This window comes from Pseudomonas sp. NFPP24 (genome assembly GCF_900112095.1).
In the GTDB taxonomy this organism is placed as follows: Bacteria; Pseudomonadota; Gammaproteobacteria; order Pseudomonadales; family Pseudomonadaceae; genus Aquipseudomonas; species Aquipseudomonas extremorientalis.
Genome location: NZ_FOKD01000016.1, coordinates 96,633 through 123,192, shown reverse-complemented (window position 1 = coordinate 123,192; position 26,560 = coordinate 96,633). Strand labels below are relative to the sequence as shown.

The 26,560-nt window shown below is 63.2% G+C and carries 15 protein-coding genes and 1 pseudogene; 5 read left to right on the top strand and 11 right to left on the bottom strand.

Going from position 1 to position 26,560, the window contains the following annotated elements; all coding sequences use genetic code 11:
• Window positions 1-495, bottom strand: a 495-nt coding sequence (locus BM026_RS26800) for a dermonecrotic toxin domain-containing protein (protein ID WP_139217583.1), incomplete at its 3' end; no start/stop codon positions are given.
• Window positions 496-647: 152 nt separating this feature from the next.
• Between BM026_RS26800 and BM026_RS26795 the strand changes: the two genes are divergently transcribed.
• The 3 genes and pseudogenes from BM026_RS26795 to BM026_RS29720 all read left to right on the top strand — a co-directional run bounded on the left by BM026_RS26795 (window position 648) and on the right by BM026_RS29720 (window position 7,148).
• On the top strand, window positions 648-1,850 hold the full coding sequence (locus tag BM026_RS26795) for a hypothetical protein (RefSeq protein WP_093530659.1): 1,203 nt from the start codon (window positions 648-650) through the stop codon (window positions 1,848-1,850).
• Window positions 1,851-1,913: 63 nt separating this feature from the next.
• Window positions 1,914-2,888 (top strand): annotated as a pseudogene (locus BM026_RS29725) (dermonecrotic toxin domain-containing protein); the annotation flags it as partial.
• A 2,769-nt stretch (window positions 2,889-5,657) separates the two neighbouring features.
• Window positions 5,658-7,148, top strand: a complete 1,491-nt coding sequence (locus BM026_RS29720) for an NEL-type E3 ubiquitin ligase domain-containing protein (protein WP_371914423.1) — start codon at window positions 5,658-5,660, stop codon at window positions 7,146-7,148.
• A 20-nt stretch (window positions 7,149-7,168) separates the two neighbouring features.
• Here the strand turns inward: BM026_RS29720 and ureC are convergent, their stop codons facing one another.
• The 6 genes from ureC to BM026_RS26760 form a co-directional block, all read right to left on the bottom strand.
• Window positions 7,169-8,869 carry an urease subunit alpha gene (gene ureC / locus BM026_RS26785; RefSeq protein ID WP_071491633.1) on the bottom strand — a complete coding sequence of 567 codons (1,701 nt, stop codon included), beginning with the start codon at window positions 8,867-8,869 and terminating at the stop codon, window positions 7,169-7,171.
• 116 nt (window positions 8,870-8,985) lie between these two features.
• Window positions 8,986-9,291: an urease subunit beta gene (locus BM026_RS26780; protein ID WP_092249868.1), complete on the bottom strand. Its 306-nt coding sequence runs from the start codon at window positions 9,289-9,291 to the stop codon at window positions 8,986-8,988.
• Window positions 9,288-9,821: a GNAT family N-acetyltransferase gene (locus tag BM026_RS26775; RefSeq protein ID WP_071491632.1), complete on the bottom strand. Its 534-nt coding sequence runs from the start codon at window positions 9,819-9,821 to the stop codon at window positions 9,288-9,290. Before BM026_RS26775 ends, BM026_RS26780 begins: the two co-directional genes overlap by 4 nt.
• Window positions 9,822-9,826: 5 nt before the next feature.
• The gene (locus BM026_RS26770; protein ID WP_092249871.1) at window positions 9,827-10,339 is read right to left on the bottom strand and encodes a GNAT family N-acetyltransferase; all 513 of its coding nucleotides are present in this window, start codon (window positions 10,337-10,339) and stop codon (window positions 9,827-9,829) included.
• 9 nt (window positions 10,340-10,348) lie between these two features.
• Window positions 10,349-10,651 (bottom strand): urease subunit gamma, encoded by a 303-nt coding sequence (gene ureA / locus BM026_RS26765; RefSeq protein WP_003171437.1) that lies wholly within the window; start codon window positions 10,649-10,651, stop codon window positions 10,349-10,351.
• 3 nt (window positions 10,652-10,654) lie between these two features.
• On the bottom strand, window positions 10,655-11,494 hold the full coding sequence (locus BM026_RS26760; RefSeq protein WP_093128426.1) for an urease accessory protein UreD: 840 nt from the start codon (window positions 11,492-11,494) through the stop codon (window positions 10,655-10,657).
• Between the two features lie 252 nt (window positions 11,495-11,746).
• Here BM026_RS26760 and BM026_RS26755 point away from each other — a divergent pair, with 252 nt between their 5' ends.
• Both BM026_RS26755 and BM026_RS26750 read left to right on the top strand, forming a co-directional pair.
• On the top strand, window positions 11,747-16,300 hold the full coding sequence (locus BM026_RS26755; protein WP_093530655.1) for a hypothetical protein: 4,554 nt from the start codon (window positions 11,747-11,749) through the stop codon (window positions 16,298-16,300).
• Between the two features lie 92 nt (window positions 16,301-16,392).
• The gene (locus tag BM026_RS26750; protein ID WP_093530653.1) at window positions 16,393-22,308 is read left to right on the top strand and encodes a DUF4329 domain-containing protein; all 5,916 of its coding nucleotides are present in this window, start codon (window positions 16,393-16,395) and stop codon (window positions 22,306-22,308) included.
• An 18-nt stretch (window positions 22,309-22,326) separates the two neighbouring features.
• Here BM026_RS26750 and urtE read toward each other — a convergent pair whose 3' ends face one another.
• From urtE to urtB, 4 genes are read right to left on the bottom strand one after another with little or no spacing between them, the layout of a single operon-like run.
• Window positions 22,327-23,025, bottom strand: a complete 699-nt coding sequence (gene urtE / locus BM026_RS26745; RefSeq protein ID WP_071491627.1) for an urea ABC transporter ATP-binding subunit UrtE — start codon at window positions 23,023-23,025, stop codon at window positions 22,327-22,329.
• 45 nt (window positions 23,026-23,070) lie between these two features.
• Window positions 23,071-23,904 (bottom strand): urea ABC transporter ATP-binding protein UrtD, encoded by an 834-nt coding sequence (gene urtD, locus BM026_RS26740; RefSeq protein WP_170856122.1) that lies wholly within the window; start codon window positions 23,902-23,904, stop codon window positions 23,071-23,073.
• Entirely contained in the window at window positions 23,901-24,968 is a 1,068-nt protein-coding gene (urtC, locus tag BM026_RS26735) for an urea ABC transporter permease subunit UrtC (protein WP_092249886.1), read from the bottom strand. Before urtC ends, urtD begins: the two co-directional genes overlap by 4 nt.
• On the bottom strand, window positions 24,968-26,470 hold the full coding sequence (urtB, locus tag BM026_RS26730; RefSeq protein ID WP_093514634.1) for an urea ABC transporter permease subunit UrtB: 1,503 nt from the start codon (window positions 26,468-26,470) through the stop codon (window positions 24,968-24,970). Before urtB ends, urtC begins: the two co-directional genes overlap by 1 nt.
• Between the last annotated feature and the right edge of the window lie 90 nt (window positions 26,471-26,560).

Below are 26,560 nucleotides of genomic sequence, written 5' to 3'. Positions count from 1 at the left end.
CACGAACCCCGAGGAGGCATGAAAGGCACCGGCTTCGCATTCCGCGGCTTCGAAATTGTGCAGGGCGGCTTGCAGCAGTGGCAGCTTGAGCGCCTCGAACCAGCCGGCGGTGACGTTGAAGACACCCATCGTCACGCTCTTTCTCAGGCGGATATAGGTTTTGTCGACGTCCAGCTCGACCTTGAACTGATCCTTGAGGGCCTTGACCAACAACGGCCGGGCGAAGGTGTCGATGTCCTGCAACTGGGACATGGCGTTGTCCAGCGTGCTCTGGGCCGTGAAGCCGGCGGTGATGCAGTCCATAAGCGACTGGCGTTGCGCCGCAGAGGCGTGCTGGTACCAGTCTGGCAGTGCGTCGGGCGCGGTCTTGAGTGCATCTAACTGTTGCGGCGTGGCTTTTTTCAGCCAGTCGGGGATGGCGCTCTCGAGGAAAGTGGTGTGCACACTCTCCGAGACGGCTGGGCGAATCTCGTCCATTGGGGGTAAAGCTGCCATGAGTCACTCCTTGGATTTGGGAGCGGACAGCACATCACCCGCGCAGGGACATGACGCGGTAGATAGGTATGCACAGGCAGATTAACTATCTACCGCCACCTGCAGGTGGGGAAGGCTCAGATTCAGTCTTCCTATGCTTCAGGAGCATCACCATGACCGACGAAACACGCCCAACCTCCGCTGCGACCCCTCTGCCGTCTTCCTCCGTGGGAGTGTCGTGCCAGAGTTTGATGCAGTCCCAGCCACTTTTGACCTCATTACTGCACTACACACGGCTTCGCGCTCGTATGCGTCAGCACCTCGGAATGTTTGTCGAGCAGATGCAAAGCACGGATCCGCTGGTCTACTCCCACGCCGATCCGAGGTATCAACTGTACTTCATGAAACACTGCGGCTTCTTGCCCGATGCACCGCGTCTGCAAGTGTTGGGGGGCGGGCAGGTGTACTTCGATGATCTGATTGCTTCGTCCACGCCGCCCATAAGGCTGCCCCTGAGTGAGCAGCAATTGGCGCGAGGCGAAGTGCTGGAAGAAGTGCTGCGCGTGTTGCAGCGCAGCGATCCAACCCTGCAGAAAATACCTGGGGAAGAGGGTGAGACGTTGGCGGTGCGCGCCGGCAAATTGCGCGAAACCCTGGGTCGCTATGCGGGTTGCTTCAGACGTGAGCGGATTGATGCGCTCATGCAGGCCCTCGCCAGGCAAGTCTGCCGGGACGTGCGCAGTGTGCTCGATGCCTGTCCCCATCTATCTGCGCCCATCGCTCAGCGGTTGGTAGCGACATTGAATCCCGAGCAATTACGGGCGTTTCGTAGCAGCGGTCTGTTGCCGCAGGTGCAGGCCGAACAGGCCAGGGTGTGCGAACGGTTCATCCGCGAATTCTGTCTCTATGAGGACCTGCAGTACGGTACACCGCCGGCCCTGGACAGCATGCGCTTGGGCTTGCGCTTGCTGGAGACACTGCCCGGCTGGGAATCGGGCACTCGCATTGAGCTCAAGCAGCAATTGGGGGGCGCTCCCGTGGATGCCATCGGGATCGAGACGGCTGAACCCGGCAGGATGCTGGAAGTGCCCGTCCAGGAGGATAGGCGGGATTTCTACACACTGGTCTGGGACGCATTGCGGCCCCAGGAACGCAGCCGCCTGCACTTGTCGAACCCAGAGCAATTGAGGGCTGCCGTGGAGGCGGCGGTGCTGCCTGAGACTCAGATGAACAGTCTACTGGAGAGCCCGCCCGTCGAGGATGTGACCCGCGACCTCTTCGAGTCGATCACCCTCGGCAGGGGGCGCACGAACGGACGGGGCGCGGAGCCTGGACAGCACACGCGTAACCGCGTTGACGGGCGGATAAATAGTTAACCCCGCTCCCTCCTGCGGGGGGGCTAGGATCCGGTGATCTTCAAGTCACACAGTAGTCATCCCATGTCCAAGTCCCTCGCAGTGGAACCCTCCGCATCGTCCGCACCCATCGATCAAGGCCAGCATTACACGCTGATCAAACAGGCCATCGCACCATGCCTTATCCAGGCCTCGCCTGAGCGTCGTCAGGCCCTCAAAGAGACTGCGCCGCAAATTCCCGACTGGTACGCCGCCGCCTCCCAGGTCCAGAAGGACCAGCTCAAGACCCTGATGGATGCGCGCTGCGATGCGCTCAACCAGTTGGAAAAGTCCATGGGCAAATTGCAGTCAGTGACTGCGTTTGCCCAGCCGTTGCTGGAGGCGGCCTTGAAAAAAGCGGGCTTCGAACTGGACGTCCATCAAACCTGGCTGCGGCTTTATTCACCGGTGGAAGATGCCTTCGGCCGGCCAACGGGCGGGTTCAAGAGCAAGTCCTTTTCGTTGTTGCAGGCGGCGTTGAACAACTTCGAAGCGCGGGAGGCCGAGAAGGGATTTTTCAACCAATCCTCAGGCTTTATCACCCCACCCGATGCGCGCGGCCAGTTCGAACGCCATGCCACTTCGTTGCAGATCGAAACCTTTGTGCAATTGTGCCGTGACCTGGACCTTGGCGCGCAGTACCAGGCCTACCTCAAGACCTTCCTGGAACCCCAGGACGCGGTCGCCGAGGGCTTGCTGCGCGAGCGCTACCTGACCCACCAGAAAGCCGCGTTCAAGGCGGCGGCCTACCTGGCCCTGGTCAAGGGTGATATCGACGCGAGCGATCATGCCTTGCTGATGCGTGTGCTGGCCGGTGAACAATCGATCATGCTGGGCGACAAGCAAGTGTGGTACCGCGTGCCGTGCATGATGAACCTGCGCATGAGCGATTGCCTGGTCATCGACCCCTGCGTCAAATATCGCTATTCCCAATGGGTGATTATCTACGTCCCGGACGACCCCGAGCATCCGATCAAGCGGTACGCGTCATTTGCCGACTTCAGCAACGCCGTGACAGCCCGTCTTACTGCCGGCACGCAGACCCATGGCGACCGCTCCGTAGAGTTACCGGTTACCGAATACCAGCGGTTCTACAGCCGGTTCATTGATTACCGGCATCGCCCCTACTACTTTCGCCGGCTTACCGAGCTGGTGGTGGATGCACCGCCAGGATCGTTCATCGAGGATTGGTTGCGGTCCGAATGGGGCCAGTACCTCACGTCACTGGTGACGCCGTCGTACCTGCAGAGTATTCCATCGATTTTCGGTGAGCCTCGGCAGCAGATACGGGTGCCGATCAGCGCGCCGGAATTCAATATCGGCGCGAATGCGATCAAGGGGCTGTGGGAGGAAGTGGACCTGTGGCCCCATCGCTACGAAAGCTTGCGCAAGCGCCTGTATGCCGATGCGCGGGCCCAGGCCGTGAGCACTGCCGACGCGGACGATGCTGAACGTGCGCGGCGTCTTGAGCATTATCTGAATACCGGCCTGTTTGCCGTGAACCTGCTGGGCATGGTGGTTCCGCCGCTGGGGGTGGCGATGTCCCTGGTCACGGCGGGGCAGTTGCTATACGAAGTGCTGGACGGTGTTATCGAGTGGGCACAGGGGGACCGCGAAGCCGGTTGGGCGCATATCACCGATGTGCTGGAAAACCTGGCCCTGCTGGCGGCCGGTGTGGGCGTGGCTCACTTGACCCTGTCGCCCTTCATCGAGCAGCTCAAGGCGGTGCAGTTGCCCAGCGGCAAGACCCGGCTGTGGAAGCCCGATCTGTCCATCTACGAGCATACTTCGCCGTTGCCCGCCGGTTCCGTCGCCGACGCACAGGGGCTGCACCAGGTCGACGGCAAACAGCTGCTGGAACTGGAGGGCAAGCGCTATGCGGTACGGCAAGACCCGCAGACCGAGCGTTTTCATATCGAGCACCCGTCACGGGACGATGCCTATTTGCCGCGCCTGACCGCCAATGGCGAGGGCGCCTGGAACCATGAACTTGAGCAACCCTTGAAGTGGCAAGGCGCTACCCTGATGCGCCGCCTGGGGCCGGTGATGGACGGTTTCAGTGACACCGAGCTGGAACAGATCCGCCACGCCAGTGGCGTGACGCAAGACCGCTTGCGTCGGGTGCATGTCGAAGGTGAGCCGGTGCCGGCGATCCTGCTGGATACCGTTCGCCAATTCCGTGCCTATCGCGATGCGGGGACGGTGGCCGAGGAAATCGGCGCGGGCAAGCATTCCAGCGCATTGTGCAGCTTTCCAGCCTCACTGGCCGTGGACCTCACGGGTTGGCCGCAACAGCTGGCGATCGAAGCGTTTTCGGACACCGAGCCAGGCAGCCCGTCGGTGAAGTACGGCGCTCCCGGCGCTTCCACCCGCGACACCCTGCGGATCAGCCGTACAGAACTGATGAACGGCCAGTTACCCGCGCGGGTGATCGCTTTTCTCGATGAAGCCCAGATCCACACCTTGTTGCCTGGCTACACCCCCAGGACGCCGGAACTGCGCAGCGCGGCCCTGAAGACGCGCCTGCAAACCTTCGCGGTTACCCAGCGCGCGCGATTGATGCGCAGCCTCTACGCCGAGCAGCAGCCGCCCACGGACGCCGCAACCCAATTGATCAAGCGCCAGTTTGCGCGGGTCCCGACGCTCATGGTCCAGGAGTTGTTGGGAAGCGCTACTGCGCAGGAGAGAGCAGTGCTCGACACCCAGCAGCGTGTGCCGCTGCGGCTGGCGCAGCAGGCACACGAACTGCAGCAGAACATGCGCCTGACCCACGCCTACGAGGGCCTGTACCTGGAGGCGCTGGCGGATAAGGACACCGAAGCCCTGGTCGTCAATTCAGTGCCGAGGTTGGCGGGATGGAAGGACAACCTGCGCCTGGAAGTGCGTGAGGCAGAGCTGGACGGTGAGCTACGGGCCAGTTTCGGCCCGCAGCAGGCGACTGAACGCAAGGTGTTGGTGCGGGTTGGAGAGGGCCGTTACCAGGCACGCAATGTCCGCGATGAAACCCTGCATGAGCCCGACGACCTCTACTCAGCCATCCAGCACGCCTTGCCCGACGAGCACCGCCAGGCCATCGGCTTGCCGAACATCAAGCAAGGGCAGGAGCTGAAGGCCAGGATCATTGCCGCGGCGCTGCCCCGTGACCAGTTGCGCACGGTGCTTAAACTCCAGCAGCGGCGGTACCTCTTTTCACATCGGCCGTCACTGCGCCTGGCGAGCGGGAAATTGGGGTACCTGGCCAGCAACCACGGTCAGAATACGGTCTGGGGGCATATCATCGAGGAGCGCGTGCGCACCCTTTTCCCTGGGTTTACCTTCGAGCAAATAAACGCGTTCATCGACGACATGGGGTTGGAGTACCAATCCCGGCTCAAGGCCCTGGAGCTGGAGTACAAGACACTCGACAACACGTTGCAGAACTGGCAACGCGAACACTTCAACCAGGTCACCGAGGAGCAGCGTCGTTCCGGGGCGTTCCAGCAACAACGGTTCGCCCGGCTGCGGATCGTCAAGGCCTTGCGCGAAGCCTGGCGCCGCACGGGCCCCGAGGATGTGGATATCAGCGGGTATGCCCATGGGCAAGTCCTCGACCTGTCCGGCGAAGACCTGCACGGCCAGCTTGAGCAACTGCCGCTGTTGACCGCCAATTTCGACCATGTTTCGGCCCTTGAGCTATCGGATGCGAAAATCTCGACCGACCCTAGCCCCTTCCTGCGTTATTTCAAGCGGCTGCGGCGGTTGGGCCTGGATGGCAACAAACTGAGGGTGCTGCCGGAGCCGATAGGTCAGATGCAGCGATTGACCGCACTGGACCTGTCCGATAATCGGATCGTCCTGGACACGAACGCCGTCAACCACTTGAGTGGGCTTACGGAGCTGAACTACCTGGGGCTGGAAAGCAATCCGCTTGGCCGCGCGCCCGACATCGGCCGCATGCCGGACCTGGGCATGCTGCTGCTCAGCAACAGCGGGCAGACCACCTGGCCCACGGGCTTGTTTGAGCAACCACGGGCGCGTTCGTTCGTGCTGGACCTGAGCGCCAATCGGTTGGACAGCGTTCCCCAGGTCGAACCTGGGTCAAGCCACGCAAACACCGTGGCACGTACCCGTATCAGCGTGGAACCGACGTTCATTTCTGCGCAGAATCTGGAGATCGTCAGGGGCTACCGACTGTCCGTCGGGCTGGAGCCGGACCGTACCTATCCGCTGCGGGGGGTGATGGACAGCATCCACTGGCGCAGCGGCCTGAGCGATGAGCAGTGGCAGGCCAAACAGGACACCTGGGACGCCCTGGAAAATGAGCACGGGTCCGAGCCGTTTTTCGATGAGTTGCGCAAACTGTCCGAATCGGCAGATGCACTTGAACAAGAGGGCGCGGCCAAAATCGATCTCACGCGCAAAGTGTGGAAAATGATCGAATCCGCGGCCGCCAACACAGCCTTGCGTGAAAAACTGTTTGCCATGGCCGCGGCGCCCACCACCTGTGTGGATGCCGGTGCCCAACTGTTCAATGCCATGGGCGTTGAAGTGCTGGTGGCGCGGGCGTACGACTCGCTTCTCCCGGACACGGTGGAGCGCGACTTGCTGGCTGTGGCGCGCGGCAAGTCACGCCTGGATGAACTGGGTCGGATCGCTCGTGCCCGGGTCGATGCGCTGCTGGCCGAAGGGCGCAAATACCCCGAGCGCGACGCCGATGGCGAACGCATCACCCATCGCGATGCGCAGGGCAATGCGATGCGCGACATCGACGAGGTAGAGGTCTACCTGATCTACGCGACCGAATTGGCGCCCCGGGACAAATTGCACTTGCCCTGGCAATCCGCTCGGATGATGTTCTCGGAGCCGGACGTGACCGCGGACATGATCGAACAGGCCCGCAAGCGAGTGCTCGCCCTTGAGGAAGGTAACCTGTTGCGGCAATCGATCAGTGAGCAGCCGTTCTGGCTGGATTATCTCCGGCAGGCCCACACAGAGCCCTTCAGGACGCTGCAAGGCAAGGCAGAGGCCTGGCTGGATCTGCGCGATGCCCAGCAAGCCTGGCTCGACGCCGCTGATCCGGTGCAAAAGGACCGTTGGCGCAGCGAGGTACTGCGGCTGGCGGAACACCTGGGCAAGCCGGCCGCCGAGGTGCCGCCGGGGGCACTGATGACCCAGGCGCAGCTCGACGCCGAAATGGAGAAACTGGCGGCGCAAGACCGGGCCCAGGTGGAAAAGCTCACCGACGAAGCGTTACAGCGCGCCAAGTTGGACAGCATCGAAGACTTGTACCAGGACTTGTAACCGGACGCAGGCCGTACACCTCAGAACAGGAAGTAACGCTGGGCCATCGGCAGCACATCCGCCGGTTCGCACCATAACAGCACGCCGTCGGCCTTGACCTGGTAGGTCTGGGGATCGACGTCGATGTCGGGCAGGTAATCGTTGTGGATCAAGTCGGTTTTCTGCACGTCGCGACAACCCTTGACCACGGCGATCTGCTTTTTCAGGCCCAGGGCCTCGGGCAGCCCGGCGTCACGGGCCGCCTGGCTGATGAAGGTCAGGCTGGTGGCGTGCAAGGCGCTGCCAAAGCTGGCGAACATCGGCCGGTAGTGCACCGGTTGCGGCGTGGGGATCGAGGCGTTGGCGTCGCCCATGAGGCTGGCGGCAATCGCGCCGCCCTTGAGGATCAGCGTCGGCTTGACCCCGAAGAACGCCGGGCGCCACAGCACCAGGTCGGCCCACTTGCCCACTTCGATGGAGCCGACGATATGGCTGACGCCGTGGGTAATCGCCGGGTTGATGGTGTACTTGGCGATGTAGCGCTTGATCCGGAAGTTGTCGTTGCCTGCACCGTCGCCCGGCAGCGGGCCGCGCTGTCTTTTCATTTTGTCGGCGGTCTGCCAGGTGCGTGTGATGACTTCGCCGACGCGGCCCATGGCCTGGCTGTCGGAGCTGATCATGGAAAATGCGCCAAGGTCATGCAGGATATCTTCGGCAGCGATGGTCTCGCGGCGGATACGGCTTTCGGCGAAGGCGACGTCTTCGGCGATGCTCGGGTCGAGGTGATGGCAGACCATCAGCATGTCCAGGTGTTCGTCGATGGTGTTGCGGGTGAAGGGCCGTGTCGGGTTGGTGGAGCTGGGCAGCACATTCGCAAAGCCGCAGGCCTTGATGATGTCCGGCGCGTGGCCGCCACCGGCGCCTTCGGTGTGGTAGGTGTGGATGGTGCGGCCCTTGAGCGCGGCGAGGGTGGTTTCGACAAAGCCGGACTCGTTGAGGGTGTCGCTGTGGATCGCCACTTGTACGTCGTACTCGTCGGCCACGCTCAGGCAGTTGTCGATGCTGGCGGGGGTGGTGCCCCAGTCTTCGTGCAGCTTCAAGCCGATGGCGCCGGCCTTGACCTGCTCGATCAATGGCTCGGGCAGGCTGGCGTTGCCTTTGCCGGTGAAGCCGATATTCATCGGGAATGAGTCGCTGGCCTGGAGCATGCGCGCCAGGTGCCACGGGCCAGAGGTGCAGGTAGTGGCATTGGTACCGGTGGCGGGGCCTGTGCCGCCGCCGATCAGGGTGGTGACGCCGCTGTTCAGGGCCTCTTCGATCTGCTGCGGGCAGATGAAGTGCACATGGCTGTCGATGCCGCCGGCGGTGAGGATCATGCCTTCACCGGCGATCACTTCGGTACTGGCGCCGATGGCCATGGTCACGCCGGGCTGGATATCCGGGTTGCCGGCCTTGCCGATGGCGTGGATGCGGCCATTTTTCAAGCCCACGTCAGCCTTGACGATGCCCCAGTGATCGATGATCAAGGCATTGGTGATCAGGGTGTCGACCACTTCATGGGCGAGCAACTGGCTTTGGCCCTGGCCATCGCGGATCACTTTACCGCCACCGAATTTCACTTCTTCGCCGTAGACGGTGAAGTCCTGTTCGACCTCGACGAACAGCTCGGTGTCGGCCAGGCGGACCTTGTCACCGACGGTGGGGCCGTACATGTCGGCGTAGGCTTGGCGGCTGATTTTCATGTGGTTGCCCTGAAGATATGTGTTGAATGTGAGATCGCTATCGGGGGCAAGCCCCCTCCCACCTTGATGTGTGAACACGGTCAAAATGTGGGAGGGGGCTTGCCCCCGATAAGGCCCTAAAGATCACCCATGATCCGACCTGCAAACCCGAACACCCGCCGCCCACCGCTCAAATCCACCAACTCGATTTCACGGCTTTGACCAGGTTCAAAGCGTACCGCCGTGCCCGCCGGAATATTCAGGCGCATGCCACGACTCGCCGCCCGGTCAAACGTCAGTGCGTCATTGGTCTCGAAGAAATGGTAGTGCGAGCCCACCTGAATCGGCCGGTCGCCACTGTTGGCCACGCTTAGAGTGACGGTGCGCCGGCCCACGTTGAGTTCGATGTCGCCAGGCTGGATCCGGTATTCGCCAGGAATCATGCAGGTTGCCCCAGTTTCTTGAAGTAAATGGCGGTCGGGCTGTAGCGCCCGTCCGGGCTTTGGCAGTAGTCGGGCAGTTCACCGAGCCTGGTGTAGCGCAGCGACTGGTAGAAGGCTTCGGCCGGTGAACCGGCTTCGGTGTCCAGGTACAGCAGGCCGCGCTGGTGCTGGCGTGCGGCGAGCTCCAGGGTGTGCATCAGTTGCTGGCCCAGGCCATGACGCCGCGCGCTGCTGTGTACCAGCAACTTTTGCACTTCGGCGCGGTTGAGGCCGTTGGCTTTTTGGCACAAGGCCAATTGCACACTGGCGATCACCTGTTCGTCGCGTACCACGACCCAGAGCAACAGGCTGGCGTCTTCAATACTCGCCTGCACAGTGCTCAGGTAAGCACGCGCCTGGGCCTCATCGAAGTCCGCCATGAAGCCGACCGATGCGCCGTGCCTGACGGCATCCAGCAACAACTCGATCAAGCCCGGGCGGTAATGGGCAAAACTTTCTGCATTGACTCGACGCAGGTGCGTGGCGTTCATCGTTTTCACTCCTGGGGCGGTTCGGCGCCCGGGTTCAAGGCCAGTTGCATGAAGGTCAGGTCCAGCCAACGGCCGAACTTGATGCCTACCTGCGGCATTTGCCCGGTGGTCACGAAGCCCAATCGTTCATGCAGGCGCACGGAAGCCAGGTTGCCGCTTTCGATGGCGGCGACCATCACGTATTTACCGCCTTCCCGCGCACGTTCGATAAGCGCTTGCATCAGGCGTGGGCCGAGGCCTTTGCCACGCTGGTCGTGACGCACATACACCGAGTGCTCGACGCTGTAGCGGAAACCTTCGAAAGGGCGCCAGTCGCCGAACGAGGCATAACCGGTGACTTCATCGTTTTCCAGCGAGACCAGGATCGGGTATCCCTGGGCATGCCGCGCACTGAACCAGGCCTGGCGATTGCCCAGGTCCACCGGCTGTTCGTTCCAGATCGCTGTGGTGTTGAGTACCGCATCGTTGTAGATATCGCGGATCGCCGGCAAGTCGTCTTGGGTCGCATCACGAATCATGACCAGGCCTCACGCGATGGGTTGGTGGACGGTGACCAGTTTGGTGCCGTCGGGAAAGGTGGCTTCCACCTGGATGTCCGGAATCATTTCCGGGATGCCTTCCATCACCTGTTCGCGGCTGAGCAACGTGGTGCCGTAGTGCATCAGGTCGGCCACGGTGCGGCCGTCGCGGGCGCCTTCCATCAGCGCGGCGGAGATGTAGGCGATGGTTTCCGGGTAGTTGAGCTTCACTCCGCGCGCCAGCCGGCGCTCGGCCACCAGGCCTGCGGTGAAGATCAGCAGTTTGTCTTTTTCCCGTGGGGTCAGGTCCATGGTTCAGGTACTCCAGATTCGTGGTGAAACGGCTTCCCGGCCGAGCACCGCCGGGCGCAACAAGCGCCATAAATCGATCAGCCATGCCCGCGCCAGCAGTGCTTCACTGGCCAGGCAACGGGCGACCAGCAAGCCGGGCAATTGGGTCAGGTCGCCGCGTACTGCATGGGGCAGGGTGCGGCAGTGTTCCAGTAAGTCTGTGTCGATTTCACCGGTGAGCAGCAGCGTCGCGAACACCGGCTGGCCATCCAGCCCGATGGGCGACTCCAGCAAGCCGTCGGCGCCCACAATGCGCTGGCGTTCATGCCAGAGCAACCGGCCGTCGCGGCGGATATCCAGATGAGACTGGAAATGCCCCAGATCGAAGCGCTCGCCACTGGCCGGGCGACCCAGGGCGACCACGTCCCAGTAAAACAGACGGGCATCGCCCTGCAGGTCGATGCGCGTGGTGAGCTCGGCCTGGGCCGCACTGAACACGATGGTTTCCTGGGGCAGCCATTCCAGGGTGGCGCCGGCTTGCACGGTGAGTTTCAGTTGCTGATAGGCAGGGCCGCTGGCGCGATACCACTTGGCCGCGCCGGGGCTGGTCAATTGCGCCCAGGCGCCTTCGGCGACATGCGCGCGGATATCCAGGCGGTCACCGCCGGCAATCCCGCCGGGCGGGTGCACGATGATGTGCTGGCACACTTCGGGGCCCTCGGCGTACAGGTGCTTCTGCACCCGCAGCGGGCCCAGGTGGCGACGCATCACCGGGCGGGTGGTGTCACCGATACGGGCGTAGCCGAGTTCCAGCTCGGCATGCCAGCTGGGGGTGAACAGGGCGGTGGAGGCGGGCAGGTTCATGGTGAATGCAGGTGGTCTTTTTTTAGGCCGTGCCTGGGTAAAGCAAAGGACGTGCCGGGGGCAAGCCCAACGTCACGGTGGGCAGGCGCAGTGAAGTGCGCCGTATTGGTGCGCCATGCTCGAGCACGGCCCGCTCGCTGAGCCGTTATGGTGCGCGCACATTAGTTATCTAACGCCTGCTCTCTGCGCCCCTCGCCAAGATGGTGGCACTGTAAGGGTGGTGGTCCACCCTTTTATCAAGGAGTGAACTGCATGACCTATTCCGCCCAGACCCTGTTGCACCGCCTGAGCCCACCTTTTGGCGCGTTGAATGATGCCGCACGTTACGCGGCGGCGCAGATCGACAGGACCAAGGGCCGATCCTGCGGCGGGTATATCTTTACCGACGCGCAGGGCTACTGTCGCGCTTCGTACCCTCAAGAAGGGCGGTTGGAGGATTTTCTGTTCAGCGATGTCGAGACCATGGTCCCGGCCTTCGTTCAGATGCGAAACCATGGCTATCAATACGAGGCGTACTACTTCTGTGATATCGACCGTCATGCCCAGATCAGCCGCCTGCGCCCGGGCTGGTCGGCCTCCCGCATTACCCTCACGCAAAGTGTCCCCTGCTTCGAGGCCGTATTGGCGACCAGCTTTTTAAGGGTGTTCTACACCGTTGGGCCGCAAGGCTCCCTGGTCAGGTTCGTGCTCAATGAGGGGCCGATGCCACAGGACTTTGTCCTGCGCATGCGGGCTCGGCTGAAGGGGCAGGCGACACCGGCGCTACCCTTGGACAGCGAGCCGGTCGAAGCCTACATCCAGGAATTGCTGGCGGTCGGCCAAGTATCGGTGGTCGTCAGCTCGCCGGTCTGGGCGGGGTGGCGTGCAGACCTGTCCAGCCAGTGGCGTGCCTACTTGCCCAATCCGAACCCCATTGTCCAAGAGCCTTACCTGGGGCCGATCCTGGACGACCCCGAAAAGGTCATGGCGCTGGTCCATGAGCAACTGCTGCGTAATCCCGACGCGCAGCAAGTCGGATTCATCCTCAAGCACCGCAGCCGCCAGGCATTCATGGCGACCGAGCCGGTAGTGGTGGCTCAGGTGCAGTTCGATCCAGCGGTTGTGTTTCGGTCGGACAACGACGGCAATTTCTTTATCCCGCATATCTGGACACTTGTGGGGGCCTATACATTGTGTGCCGATGTGCCCGCGCCGCCGAAGGTCAGGCAACCGTGGTTGTATGAGCGCTTTATCCAACCGCTGCCGTTGGCCCATGCTATCAATTTGTCCAGGGTGGTCACCGGCGGGCCCGGGTTCGGGTTTTATCTGAGCACTTATGACGGTGCGCAACTCAAGTTGCTGTTCGCCAATGCCCAGGCGCAGTCGCCATTTTTCAATCCAACACCGACGTCGCAGCGCGGCATCGACAACAACCTGAATGCGGGGTTGGTGGCGGGCGTTATGACGCCCCTGGAGTTTGTACGGAAAGTGGCTGCAGCCAGCGAGCTGACGGTGCTGCGCACCAGCCTGTTGTGGGACGTTCCCGGACGCGTCGGTGCGCAGTGGAAACCCTATGCCCGTCATGCCCTGACCTTTGGTCCGGCGTTCGTGATGGCTGATGATGCCGCGCGCTACGCCCACGAGCAAATCGGCAGCCGGCGCGATCACAGCTACATCGGCCTGATTCTGCAGCGTGATGATCACCGCTTCGTCGCGACCGAGCCGTTGGCAAACCCAGGCGGGCGTTTCGACTTGAGCCAGGTCTACCCGCTGGACCGCCATGGCCAGCTCATCTTGCTGCCGAAGGGGCATCGTGTACGGGGTATCTATAGCTCGCGCAGACGCGCCGAGAACGGCGCTTTCAAGTGGTCTGAAGAGGAAGCGGCAATCGCGGGCCAGATGTTTACGGACACGGATTTGCATGCTGTGTTCGGCCTGCAACAGGACGTCCCGCTGGCCTACCTGTCGGGCTCGGCGGACAGCCTGCTGTGCTATGAGCCGTTTGCGCCGGGCATGGCCCATGACCTGCGTGCCCGCGTCGCCCCTGGCCCCGGTGGCAGTGAAGTGCAGCACCAATTGCAGGACGGCACGTTGCAGCCTGGCGACCTGGTGCGCGAAACGGTCTTGGGCGGGTTGCTGCGGGTGGTGGTGGGCAGCCGGGTCTGGGGGCCTGCGGGCAAGGTGGAGAGCGACTGGTCCGGGCCGTTCGAACCCGATGAGTACCGGGTTGCCTCACCACCGGAACTGGGCCCCGTGTTTGCCACTGCCGCCCAGGCCGTGGAGCACGCCTGTGCCCGTGGGCGCACGCGCTACGCCATCGGCGCGAGTGGCCTGGGGTTGGTGATCAAGCATGTGACGCTGGATGAGTTCGCTGCCACTCCCGTCCTGCCGGGGCACTTGCTGGATCGCCTCTATCACGCTGCAGAGTTCGGCGCCCCGGTCCTGATCGATGAGTTTCGAGTGTATGCCGTGTACTACGCCTGCCAGCGCATGGCCCGCGCACTGGTGGGGCAGGAGGCCTGGCTGGCCCGCCATTTCATCGATGCGCAGGCGCTGTATCAGGCCCTCTACGATGAGCGTGGCGTGAGGCGTGGAGGGCTGATGTCACCGTTGCCGCTGTACTGTTCGCCACTCGATGGCGCACTGCTGGAGTTCCACACCCGGCAAGATCCGTTTCCCCTGTTTGTCGACGACTCCGGCCAGGTCGATCCGCAGGTGCTGCCGGCCAAGCTGGCGCTGACATTGACGCCACGCAGCTATGTCCGCCAAATGGCGGCAAGTGGTCAATTGTCTGTGCGGGTGCCCAGTGAATGCTGGGACGTGCCAGGGCGGGTCGGAGCCGACTGGCTGGCGTTCGCGCACATCAGCCGTCGCCTGTTGGGCCCGGTATTCAGTAACGCGGATGACGCCGCGCGTTATGCCCTGGAGCGCCTGGGCGCGCGGCGCGACCAAGTGTACGGCGGGCTGATCCTGCGGCGTACCGACGGCTTGTTCACTGCCACCGAGCCGTTGCCGGTGCAGGTCGAAGACTTCGCGCCGGGTTGGATTCGCCTTGATGAACTGGTGACGCAGGCTATGTTTCTGCACGCCAGTACCTGTGTGGCGCGTTACCACTCGCGGGTGGCGGGTGAGGTGCCCTTTGCGCTTCCCGAGCAGGAGCGCGCGGTGTACTGGAACATGTTTTCCACGGCGTTCCTGGCGGCGATACTCAGCCCTTCGACGGTGCCGTCCAGGCATTCGGTCGGGCCTGAATACCTGTTGTGCGACGACGATGCGCTGTTGTGCTACACGCCCAGCCACAACGCGCTTGAACAGAGCCTGGAGCATAAAGTGTCGGTGCGCGGCCGCGACAAGGATCACCCCGAACGCAACGACATCGAACGCAGCTTTCGCGACGGCACCCTGACCCCCAGCGAGTTCGTCAATCGCGTTGCCCGTGCGGGTGAGCTGCGGGTTGTCCAGGGCAGTGCACTGTGGGGGGCCGCGCGCACGCTCACGCACTGGGTACCCGGTGCTGTCTCGGCCATGACGGGGCCTGTCACGGCGGATACGGAACTGACGCCGGTGTTCGCGCAACGCATTGACCTGCAGGCTTATCTGCACCGCCTGGCTGGCCCGCGTGAGCGTCTGCAGTTCGGCCTGCTGTTGAAGGCCAGGCATGTCGAGCGGTATGTGGCCAGTGTCCCGCTGCCCGGTGACAGTGGGGCATTGAGCCTGGACCGAGTGATGCTCGACGGCCTTGCGCCCCAGGGCTTCGAGCTGCTGGGGCTCTACCTGTGCCCGCCGGCAAGGGCGGACATTCTGGAGCACGACCCGTTGTACAGCCGTTTCGTGTCGCCCCAGGACCTGGCGCGCGCCTGGGGCGTGCGAACGCCGACCCATCATGCCTATTTGCCGATCTATGTGGGGTGTGTGGACGGCGCCTGGCTCAAACTGAACCCCACCAGCGCCACGCCGTTCGCCGCGGGCATGCCTTCGACCGAGATCTGGCGGCAGCTTAAGGCCGGACGCTTGCAGGCCTTGGCGTATGTGCGTCAGTTAGCCGGTGCCCTGGAGATTCAGGTGGAGCAGGTCAGCACCACGTGGAGCGTGCGCGGCAAGGTCGACGCCGACTGGGTTGCCGGCCCCAAGGCCGCAGACTCGCGGCAAAACCGTCCATTACTGTTCGGCCCGCTGTTTTCACACCCGGACGACGCTGCCCGCGCGACCGCCCACCGCATGGGGACATTCCAAAAGGAGCAAGGGCTGGGGGCGATTCTGGTGGATGCTGCGCGGGCTTCGTTCATTGCGGCCGAACCCCTTGAGGACCACGGTATCGAGTCATCGGTGCCGCAACGCCTGTTTCTGTATGAAAGCACGTTGCTGTTTCCCGACCCGCCGACACCGGACTATCCCAAGGGGTACCAACTGCAGGCTTGCCATCTTTTCTACAAGACAATGGGCGAGGGCTCCGGCAATGAAGACCTCGCGGCTCATTTCGTCAGTCGGGACGAGTTGGGGTTTTATCGCAACCTGTTGAAAGTGGGCGGCGTCCAGGGCGCCTTCTGCTACCTGACCACGCGTCAAGGTGCTTTGCTCAAGTACCAACCCAGGTTTACCCCGCGGGAGGAGGAGCTGTTCACTGGCCAGTTGTTTTTCGGCCCTGTCGATTACCAGCCGACTGAATGGCTGTCGCGCCTTGCCACCGATGGGCACCTGTACGTGCTGGAGCCGGATGACTACTGGACACTCAGCGGCTTGTTGCATGTGGATTGGTCGGTGCGCGACGGCCAGCAGCAACCGCACATGGAGGTGCAGCCCCAGCGCCCGGCCAAGGACGAATTCTGACGCCTTGGCGCACCACACATAGTTAAGACCCTGCGGGAAGGACGGGCGCTTTAAATGTCCGTTTCCCAGATCACGCCCGAGGGGGCTTCACGATGGATACCCATGCTTCGCCGCACGCCGATGACAGTCGGCAAACACCTGCCTCAGGCGCTGGCCTGCCGGCACTCAGCCCGCCGTTCATCACCGCGGATGACGCCGCTTATTGGGCCCACCGGCACATCGGCAAGAAACGCGAGGGGGAGTACGGCGGTGCGATTCTCAAGTACACAGAGCGTTACTTCGCGACGGTGCCAAAAAGGGGCGCCGCCAAACAGATTGCCCTCGACAGTGTGATCCCGATCGTGGACGGCAAGCCGATCCTGCCGGCGGGCTATACCTGCTACGGGTTCTACCACTCCCATCCCGATACCGATGACGACTTTCCCGCCAGGCTGTTCCCGCCCCGGGAGCGCACGCTCCTGCGGGGTCTGTATTCGTATCCGGACATGCAGGTCATCGAGCGGTTGAGCGGCCACGTGGCTGCGAGCTACCTGTCCGGGCCGGATGGCACCTTGTTGAAATTTGTAGTGCGCACCCGGGGGAAGCTGCAGGCGTTCCTCTCCCAGCTTGACCCGGTCAACCACCCGAACATCGATTTTTTCAAGGACTACGTGCCGGCGCTGGCCGAGGCGGGTGCACTGTCGGTGCTGGTGGCCAACAGTGCCTGGGGCGGCGTGCGGGGGCGGGTGAGCAAGGCATGGGTACTCAACGACTGGGCCCTGAGTCGGCCCTTGACGGGCGGTGACCGGATGCAGCCGTTCTTCTCTCCGGTCATGCCCAAGCCGCTCGTGTCCGAGTTGATTCCCGCCACCGACAAGGCACTCGACCAGCCCTTTTTCGGGTATCTGCTCAAGGCCACGGGAGAGGACGCCTATGTCTGTACCCTTGGCGAACGGTTGACCCCGGAAGGCGCGCTGCCCCCGCAGGTATTTCCACGGGGCAACGATGGCCAGGCGCAGTTGCCGCCAGGCTTTTTGATCGAGGGTGCCCTGCTGGGCCGGACCTCGGCGAGCCTGCCGGCGATTTCACCGGTGTTCCTGGCGAGCCTGGCCGAGATGCTGGCATCGGCGCCGGCGCTGTTCGACCCACAGAGGTCGCCGACCCTGTATCAGCGGCTCATTGATAAAAGCCTGATGAGCTATACCCTCTCGGGGACGCATGCCGAGCGTTCGTTTCTGGGGGCGGATGGGGCGGCGGCACAACCGCAACTCGAGGACGGTACGCTGACCGAATACCGTTATGTCGACCGCTTGGCGAGCATGGGCGAGTTGAACGTCCGCGAGGGCGGAACGATCTGGCGCAGCCTCGGGAAAGTCCAGCCCTGGTTTGAACGGCAGCAGGCTGACCTGAGCCCGGCCTTCTTCAGGGCCGATGACGCGGCCCGTTATCTCTATGAGCGCGTGCGTCAGCGCGACATCCTGCAACTGGGGTTTATCCTGCAGCGCAGCGACGGCAGGTTCGTGTCGACGGCGCCTATTGGCGACACCGAGCTGCTCGCGCAAATGGGCCTGTCATTCGGTACCGTGCTCGATGCCATGGCCTTGCCACCGGATTACCGCTACCACGGCTTTTTCATCGCCGTGGACACCGACGCGGAAAAAATACGCAAGATATTGGCCGCTGGCTCGGATTATGACGATGAATGGACGCTGGACGAACGACTGCTGTTGACCCTCAATGTCCCTTTGCGGACGTATGTCGCCAGTTTCACCAGGCGTGGGCAACCCATTCCCAGCCTCTACTATTCGGGCACGGCGGGTTCGCTGATCAAATATGTACGCAGTGGCAGTGCGCTGGAACTTGATCTTCATGACGCGCTGCAGGAAATCCAGCGCACCGGTACCATCAAGCCGCGGCTTGACCGGTTCCGCGGCGCGCCCCCGCATGTCCTCGATAAGATGGTGCGCGCGGGCGAGTTTCATGTCATCGAGACAAACCCGGTGTTCGGCAATTCCCGGGGCCGGGTGCCTGTCACATGGCAACCCTTTGAGCCGTTTGTAGCGGTGACTCCGGTGGAGCCGGCGTATACCTGGGTCGTGTCTCACCCGGAACTGGCGGCTGAAGTGGTGCACGCCCGGTTCAACCTCAAGCCGGGAGTGAGGCAGGTCGCGTTCATTCTCAAAGACACCCAGGCCCCAGCGTATTTCGCCACGTTGCCCCTACCCTTGACCGAGGCGGTCGGCAGGTCGTTGTTTTCGCCTGCATCGGTGTTCGCACGCGATGCCAAGGGCGAGCCAGTGATACCCGAGGGGCATGAACTGCACGGCATTTGCTATCAGTCGCTCCCAGCCCTTGGGATGAATACTCGAGAGCATTGGCTGTACGAGAGCTTTGTGGCGCCCGAGGACCTCGGCGCGGCGATCGCCCAGGCACGGGCAGCGGACCGGACGCTGCGTTCGTTTTACCTGAGCACCCGAGATGGCGCGCAACTGCAATACCGGTTCAGCGGGACCGGCCTCGAGAGCCAGTTGTATGGGGTCACGCCTACCGGTCGCGTCACCGATAACGGTCACCAGGCCAGCCTGCTCTCCGGTGCGGTAACGCCCACTGAGTACGTGCTGCGGGTTGCGGCGGCAGGGGCGCTGTCGGTGCAGGTGGCCGGCCGGCTCTGGGACGTGACCGGGCGCGTGGAGCAAACCTGGAAACCCTTCGCCCGGTATCGGACGCCGGTGTTCAGCGCACCGTTCCTGCATGCCGATGATGCGGCGCGGTTTGCCCATGAACAGGTGAATGCCGCTCGGTACGCGCAGTACTGCGGCTGCATCCTCAGGACGCCGGACCAGCGGTTTATCGCCACCTTGCCGATTGCTTGCACCGACGCCGGGCGCTTTGCCCTCGAGACAGTATTCCCCGTGGATCATGCCGGCGTGCTGTTGGTCCCCGAACCCTACACGCTGCATGGACAGTACGCCTCATGCCGTTCGCTGGCGCGCCTGGATCGGGGGCATATGCAGCGCCAGGGCTGGACGCGGGAAGAGGCCAGCGTGGATTGGCAACGGTTCAGCGATGCCGACCTGCACAGCCTGATCGGCAATCGACACTGGGTCTCCACCGGGTATCTCTCCTGTGATGAAGATGGCCTGATCGCCTTTGATCTCACGGGGGCCAAGGAACAATTAGCGCTGATGGCCGAGGTGGCGCCCGGTAGTGGGTTTGAGGCACGCGAGCCGCTGGCCATGGTGCGACACGTATCCGCCCTGGGCCTGCGCATTGTGCTCGGCAGCCCATTGTGGGGACCGCCGGGCAATGTCTTGGCAACCTGGCGCCCGTACCCGGCCTCGGCACCTTTTGCAAGACCGCAACAGGTGGCTTTCGGCGCGATATTTTCCACTGCCCGGGATGCCGTCACGGACGCCCACCGACGCCTGCGACGGGGCTATCACCCGGCCCAGACGGCGTTTGCGTTTTTGCTCAAGCACGCCGACAAGGATGAGTACGTGGTGAGCGAATTTGTCCCCGCAGACGCGGCCAACCCGTTGTTCACCCAGGCAAGTCTGTTTGCCGCCCAGGAGGACGGGGCGTTCATCTACCCCGCGCCGTTCGAGTTGCACGGTTTGGTGTACGCGCGCCGGTGGATGCCCGAGGCACTGCAGAATCCACAGCGCTGGCTGGCCAGGCACTTCCTGTCCTCGGCTGACTTGTACAGCGCCTTCCTGGCCGCCAGGCGTTGGCGGGATACCGGCAGCGAGGTGACCCTGCCTGTGTTCATTTCCACTCTGGATAATGCCTTGCTCGAGTACCAGGCAGACATTTCGACGCGGCTCTTCGACCCGGTCAAACAATCGTCCGGTATTTTTGAGGACGTACACACCCGACTGAGTTCGGGTCAGTTGTCAGCCCAGGCCTTTATCAGGAATGTCATCGCCACCAGCTGGCTTGGCGTGTTGGTGACCAGCGAATGCTGGGACGAGGAAAGCAACAGGCTGGGAGCGGACTGGCTGCCCTATGCGGACTTCAGTCGCAGAGCGTTGAGCCCGGCGTTCTTTGATCAGAACGACGCCGTGCGCTATGCACACGAACGAGTGGGTGAACGTCGTGACAAGATCTACGCAGGCTTGCTGCTCAAGCGTGTCGATGGCCTGTTTGTCGCCACCGAGCCGTTGCCCGTGGCGACGGAGAATTTCGATCCCAAGTGGATCCTGCCGGATGAGGATGTGCGTGCCGACTGGCTGGCTCCTGGCCTGACGCTGGTGGGGCGCTACCGTTCGCGCCGCGATGTATTGCCCGGCTTCATCCTGGATGAGGACGGCGAGGCGGTTTACCGGGCGATGTTTTCCACCGAGGTGCTGGCCACGGCACTCACCTGCCAGCACCTGTGGAGCCATGAGTATCTGTTCGGGCTCGACGGTTCGGTAGTCGGGTTCAGTTGCAAAAACGCATTGGGCACGACGCAGCAAGGCCGGCTGGCAGACGACCTTGAGGCACTCAGGCAAGCCGTGGCACCGGCCGGGCGGACACCCCACGACCCACTGAGCAATCAGCTGGAGCAACAGATGCGCGATGGCCGCCTGACGCCTGTCGAATACGTCAACCGGGTACTTAACGTCGCGTCCCTGTCGGTGGTGCAGGGCAGTGCGTTGTGGGGCAATGCACAGGCCCTGGGCAGCGCCTGGCTGCCTGCCCGTGGGTTCCTGAGCCCGGATCGGTTCATCCACGCCACGGCGGACCGTGCCATGGGGCCGGTGTTCAGCCATATCGACGACGCCGCACGCGATGCCCATGAGCGGGCGGGCGGGCACGAGCGCCTGACCTACGGATTTATCTTCAAACTGGCCAACGGGCATTGGATGGCCAGCCTGCCGGTGGAGGGTGAAGACAAGAGGTTCCCCTATGATCGGGTGCTGCTGGGCGGGCGCTTGCCGGTGGGCTGTACGGTGGCGGCACTGTACCTGTACGCCCCGGCCCGGCAGCCGCAAGAATTGCGAGCGTCCCCGGTGTATCACGCGTTCATCCCGCCGAGTGTGCTGCGCGCCGCGTTGGGGGTGGTGCGTACGAGAAAAAATGCCGGCGCAGCGGCCTTTCTGCCGCTGTACCTGTCCTGCGCCGACAGCGCCTTGCTCAAATACCAGGCCACGCGGCTGGACGATGATTGGGATGCCGAGCCGCAGTTGCAGGCATACATCAAGCGGTTGAATGGGGACTTCAACCCCCGTGAATACATCCTCCAGGTCGCCCGTGCGGGGCAGCTCGATGTGCTGGTGACGGGTGATATCTGGGCCGGCAAGGGCCCCGTCCTGCAAACCTGGAGCGAGCGTTCCGGCTCTACGGCCGCTGAGGCGCTGGATGCCAGGGTTGCCCTCGGGCCGTTGTTCTCCCATCCGGACGACGCCGCGCGCGATCTGTGGCGCCGCTACCCGGCCGCTCCAGGCAAGGCGTGGATGGCCGCCATCCTGCAAAACCCGGCAGGCAACAGTTACCTGGCCAGTGAACCGGTGGACGACAGCGGGCCCAGTGTCTATGTGGGACTGCGCAGCGGCACGCGTGCCTACCAGCGCCTGTTTGGCGGGGTGATGAACCTGGACCCACGCACCACGCCGCGCCCCAAGTACCCGGCGGGTTATCGCGTGATGGGCGTGCAGCAACTGCACAAGTGGGAGGTCGGTCTGGAGCAATCGGCGGATCGGTATGAACAGGCCATCGCCGACAACTTCATCTCACAAAAAGAGTGTCGGTTCGTGGTCGATATGCTGAGGCAGGATAACGTGGTGGGTGCCCGTTACTACTTCACCCCCAGGGCGGGCGCGCTGTTGGTCTATGCGCCCAGCTTCGAGCGTGCCGAGCACGACTTGTTGCTGTTCGGCTGGGTCGATCCCGAATCGGACAAACCCAGGGTCAGCACCCGCGAGGCCCTCACGACGCTGTTCAATTCCGGCAGGTTGTATGTGCTGGAGCCCGATTCATTCTGGCAGCCGAGGGGGCATGTCGCGTCGCGGTTCTTGATGGAGCTGCGCAAAGTGCCGCACGGTTGAGCGTTGAAGGGGGGCGGCTCAGATCGTCACCAGGCCGCGCACGCCCTCGCTTTCCATCTGGTCTCCGCGCCCCTGCTGCACGATCTCGCCCCGGGACATCACCAGGTACTGGTCGGCCAGCTCGGCGGCGAAATCGTAGAACTGCTCCACCAGCAGGATCGCCATGTCACCGCGTGCGGCGAGCTTCTGGATCACCGCGCCGATTTCCTTGATCACCGAAGGCTGGATGCCTTCGGTGGGCTCATCGAGGATCAACAGGCGCGGCCGGCTGGCCAGGGCCCGGCCGATGGCCAATTGTTGTTGCTGGCCACCGGACAAGTCGCCGCCGCGCCGGTGTTTCATTTGCAGCAACACCGGGAACAATTCGTAGATAAAGGCCGGCACCTCCCTGGCCTCCTTCGCGCCAAAACGCGACAGCCCCATCAGCAGGTTTTCTTCCACCGTCAGCCGGCCAAAGATTTCCCGGCCCTGGGGTACGTAGGCGATACCGGCGTGCACCCGCTGGTGCGGCTTGAACGCCGTGATGGCCCGGCCTTCCCAGGTCACCGCGCCTTCCTTGGCCGGCAACAGGCCCATCAGGCACTTGAGCAAGGTGGTCTTGCCCACGCCGTTGCGCCCGAGCAGGCAGGTGACTTCGCCGACCTTCACATCAAAGGACAGCCCGCGCAGGATGTGGCTACCGCCGTAGTATTGGTGCAGCTTGTCGACTTGCAGCATTCTCAAACCTCCTTAGATCCCACATAAAGCAAGCCAGTGTCCTGGTCAGCGACCGAGGTAAACCTCGATCACCCGCTCGTTTTCCTGCACCTGCTCCAGCGACCCTTCGGCCAGCACGCTGCCCTGGTGCAACACCGTCACGTGGTCGGCAATCGAGCCGACAAAACCCATGTCGTGCTCCACCACCATCAGCGAATGCTTGCCCGCCAGGCGCTTGAACAGTTCGGCGGTGAACTCGGTCTCGGCGTCGGTCATCCCCGCCACCGGTTCGTCCAGCAGCAACAGTTGCGGGTCCTGCATCAGCAGCATGCCGATTTCCAGGAACTGCTTCTGGCCGTGAGACAGCAACCCGGCCTGGCGCGGTGCGCAGGCGGTCAGGCGGATGGTGTCGAGCACTTCATCGATGCGGTCTTTCTGTTCGCCGCTCAGGCGTGCGCGCAGGCTGGCCCACACCGATTTGTCGGTCTTCTGCGCCAGCTCCAGGTTTTCGAACACGCTCAAGGCCTCGAACACCGTGGGTTTCTGGAACTTGCGACCGATGCCTGCCTGGGCGATCTGCACTTCGCTCATGCCGGTCAGGTCGAGGTTTTCGCCAAACCAGGCGGTGCCGTGGCTGGGGCGGGTCTTGCCGGTGATCACGTCCATCAGCGTGGTCTTGCCCGCACCGTTGGGGCCGATGATGCAGCGCAGTTCGCCGACGCCGATGTACAGGTTCAGGTCGTTGAGGGCCTTGAAGCCATCAAAGCTCACGCTGATGTCTTCCAGGGTCAGGATGGTGCCGTGGCGGGTGTTCAGGCCCTTGCCGGCTGCCTGGCCAAGGCCGATGGCATCGCGGCCGCTGCCCGCATCGAAAATGGGTTCCAGCATGACGTTCCTCATTTCTTCAACAGGCCGATAACGCCCTTGGGCAGGTACAGGGTGACGAGGATGAACAGCGCCCCGAGGAAGAACAGCCAGTACTCCGGGAAGGCCACGGTGAACCAGCTCTTCATGCCATTGACCACGCCAGCGCCGAGCAATGGGCCGATCAGCGTGCCGCGCCCGCCCAGGGCCACCCACACGGCGGCTTCGATGGAGTTGGTCGGCGACATTTCGCTGGGGTTGATAATGCCCACCTGCGGCACATACAGCGCCCCGGCCAAACCACACAACACCGCGCTCAACACCCACACGAACAGCTTGAAACCACGCGGGTCGTAGCCGCAGAACATCAGGCGGTTCTCGGCATCGCGCAGCGCGGTCAGCACCCGGCCGAACTTGCTCTGCGCCAGGCGCCAGCCGATGTACAGGCTGGCCACCAGCAAGGCGACGGTGGCGACAAACAGCACCGCCCGCGTGCCCGGCTCGGTAATGCCAAACCCGAGGATGCTGCGGAAATTGGTGAAGCCGTTGTTGCCGCCAAAGCCGGTCTCGTTGCGGAAAAACAGCAGCATGCCGGCGAAGGTCAGGGCCTGGGTCATGATCGAGAAGTACACGCCCTTGATCCGCGAACGGAAGGCGAAGAAGCCGAACACCAGCGCCAGCAACCCCGGCGCGAGCACCACCAGGCACAAGGCCCAGAGGAAGTGTTCGGTGCCCACCCAGTACCACGGCAGTTCGGTCCACGACAGGAAGGTCATGAACGCCGGTAGCTCATCGCCGGCGGCCTGGCGCATCAGGTACATGCCCATGGCATAACCGCCCAGCGCAAAGAACAGGCCGTGGCCGAGGGACAGCATGCCCGCGTAGCCCCACACCAGGTCGAGGGCGAGGGCGACGATGGCGTAGCAGAGGATCTTGCCCACCAGGGTCAAGGTATAGGCCGAGACATGAAAGAGATTGTCCGGCGGCAACAGCGACAGCAGCGGCAGCGCGAGCAGCACCGCGAGGATCATCGCGCCGAGGGCAATCGTCAGCTTGGGGCCGGCCTTTTGCGTGGCCGTGAGCATCAATGGCTGGTTCATCAGTCGATCACCCGTCCTTTCAGTGCGAAGAGTCCCTGCGGGCGTTTCTGGATAAACAGAATGATCAGCGCGAGGATCAGGATCTTGCCGAGCACGGCACCGATCTGCGGTTCCAGGATTTTGTTGGCGATGCCCAGGCCGAACGCCGCCGTGACGCTGCCGGCCAACTGACCGACGCCGCCAAGCACCACCACCAGGAACGAGTCGATGATGTAGCTCTGGCCCAGGTCCGGGCCGACGTTGCCGATCTGGCTCAGAGCGACCCCGCCCAGACCTGCAATACCCGAACCCAGGCCAAACGCGAGCATGTCCACGCGCCCGGTGGGCACGCCGCAGCAGGCGGCCATGTTGCGGTTCTGGGTGACCGCCCGCACGTTGAGGCCCAGGCGGGTCTTGTTCAGCAGCAACCAGGTCAGCAGTACCACGCATAGCGCAAAGGCGATGATCACGATGCGGTTGTACGGCAGCACCAGGTTGGGCAGCACCTGGATACCACCGGACAACCACGCCGGGTTGGACACCTCGACGTTCTGCGCGCCGAACACCAGGCGCACCAGTTGGATCAGCATCAGGCTGATGCCCCAGGTCGCCAGCAGGGTTTCCAGGGGCCGCCCGTAGAGGTGACGGATCACCGTGCGCTCCAGGGCCATGCCGATGGCGGCGGTGACGAAGAACGCCACCGGCAGCGCGACCAATGGGTAGAACTCGATGGCCGCCGGTACGTAGCGTTGCATCAGCAGTTGCACCACGTAGGTGGAGTAGGCACCCAGCATCAGCATCTCGCCGTGGGCCATATTGATCACGCCCAGCAGGCCGAAGGTGATCGCCAGGCCCAGGGCCGCGAGCAGCAGGATCGAACCCAGGGACATGCCGCTGAAGGCTTGCCCGAGCAGTTCGCCGATCATCAATTTGCGCTTGACCTGGGCCAGGCTGGTTTCGGCGGCGGTATGCACGGCGGCATCGCTTTCAACGCCCGGCGCAAGCAGGGCTTCCAGGCGCGTGCGGGCCAGCGGGTCGCCGGTACTGCCGAGCAAACGCACGGCATTCAGGCGAATGGCCGGGTCGGTGTCGACCAGTTGCAGGTTGGCCAGTGCCAGGCTGAGGGCGCTGTGCACCTGCTCATCGGTTTCCGTGGCGACTTGCTGGTCGAGGAATTTCAACTGCGCGGGTTGCGCGCTTTTCTGCAAGGTCTTCGCGGCGGCCAGACGCACCTTGGGGTCGGCGGCGAGCAGTTGCTGGCTGGCCTGCACGTTATCGATCAGGCCGCGCAGGCGGTTGTTCAGGCGTACGGTCCTGGTCTCACCGTTGACGGTGAGCTGACCTTGTTGCAGGGCGTCCACCAGCTCGATGCGCGCCGGGTCAGGCTGGGCGGCCCAGTCCTGGAGCAGTTTGGCTTGTTGGGTGGGGTTGGCGGACAGGAAGTCTTCGGCGTCGCTGGCGTGTGCGGCCAAAGGCAGCAACAGCAGCAAAGCCAGTAAACAGCGGTAGAGGGCAGTGGGCATAAACAAATGTCCTGATCACGCGCGGACAAGCTTGATGTGGGAGGGGGCTTGCCCCCGATGGCGGTGGGTCAGTCAGCACATGCAGAGCCT

Coding starts and splice junctions, on each gene's coding strand:
- BM026_RS26795 (WP_093530659.1), top strand. CDS start 648: ATGACCGACGAAACACGCCCAACCTCCGCTGCGACCCCTCTGCCGTCT.
- BM026_RS29720 (WP_371914423.1), top strand. CDS start 5,658: ATGCAGCGATTGACCGCACTGGACCTGTCCGATAATCGGATCGTCCTG.
- ureC (WP_071491633.1), bottom strand. CDS start 8,869: ATGAAAATCAGCCGCCAAGCCTACGCCGACATGTACGGCCCCACCGTC.
- BM026_RS26780 (WP_092249868.1), bottom strand. CDS start 9,291: ATGATTCCTGGCGAATACCGGATCCAGCCTGGCGACATCGAACTCAAC.
- BM026_RS26775 (WP_071491632.1), bottom strand. CDS start 9,821: ATGAACGCCACGCACCTGCGTCGAGTCAATGCAGAAAGTTTTGCCCAT.
- BM026_RS26770 (WP_092249871.1), bottom strand. CDS start 10,339: ATGATTCGTGATGCGACCCAAGACGACTTGCCGGCGATCCGCGATATC.
- ureA (WP_003171437.1), bottom strand. CDS start 10,651: ATGGACCTGACCCCACGGGAAAAAGACAAACTGCTGATCTTCACCGCA.
- BM026_RS26760 (WP_093128426.1), bottom strand. CDS start 11,494: ATGAACCTGCCCGCCTCCACCGCCCTGTTCACCCCCAGCTGGCATGCC.
- BM026_RS26755 (WP_093530655.1), top strand. CDS start 11,747: ATGACCTATTCCGCCCAGACCCTGTTGCACCGCCTGAGCCCACCTTTT.
- BM026_RS26750 (WP_093530653.1), top strand. CDS start 16,393: ATGGATACCCATGCTTCGCCGCACGCCGATGACAGTCGGCAAACACCT.
- urtE (WP_071491627.1), bottom strand. CDS start 23,025: ATGCTGCAAGTCGACAAGCTGCACCAATACTACGGCGGTAGCCACATC.
- urtD (WP_170856122.1), bottom strand. CDS start 23,904: ATGAGGAACGTCATGCTGGAACCCATTTTCGATGCGGGCAGCGGCCGC.
- urtC (WP_092249886.1), bottom strand. CDS start 24,968: ATGAACCAGCCATTGATGCTCACGGCCACGCAAAAGGCCGGCCCCAAG.
- urtB (WP_093514634.1), bottom strand. CDS start 26,470: ATGCCCACTGCCCTCTACCGCTGTTTACTGGCTTTGCTGCTGTTGCTG.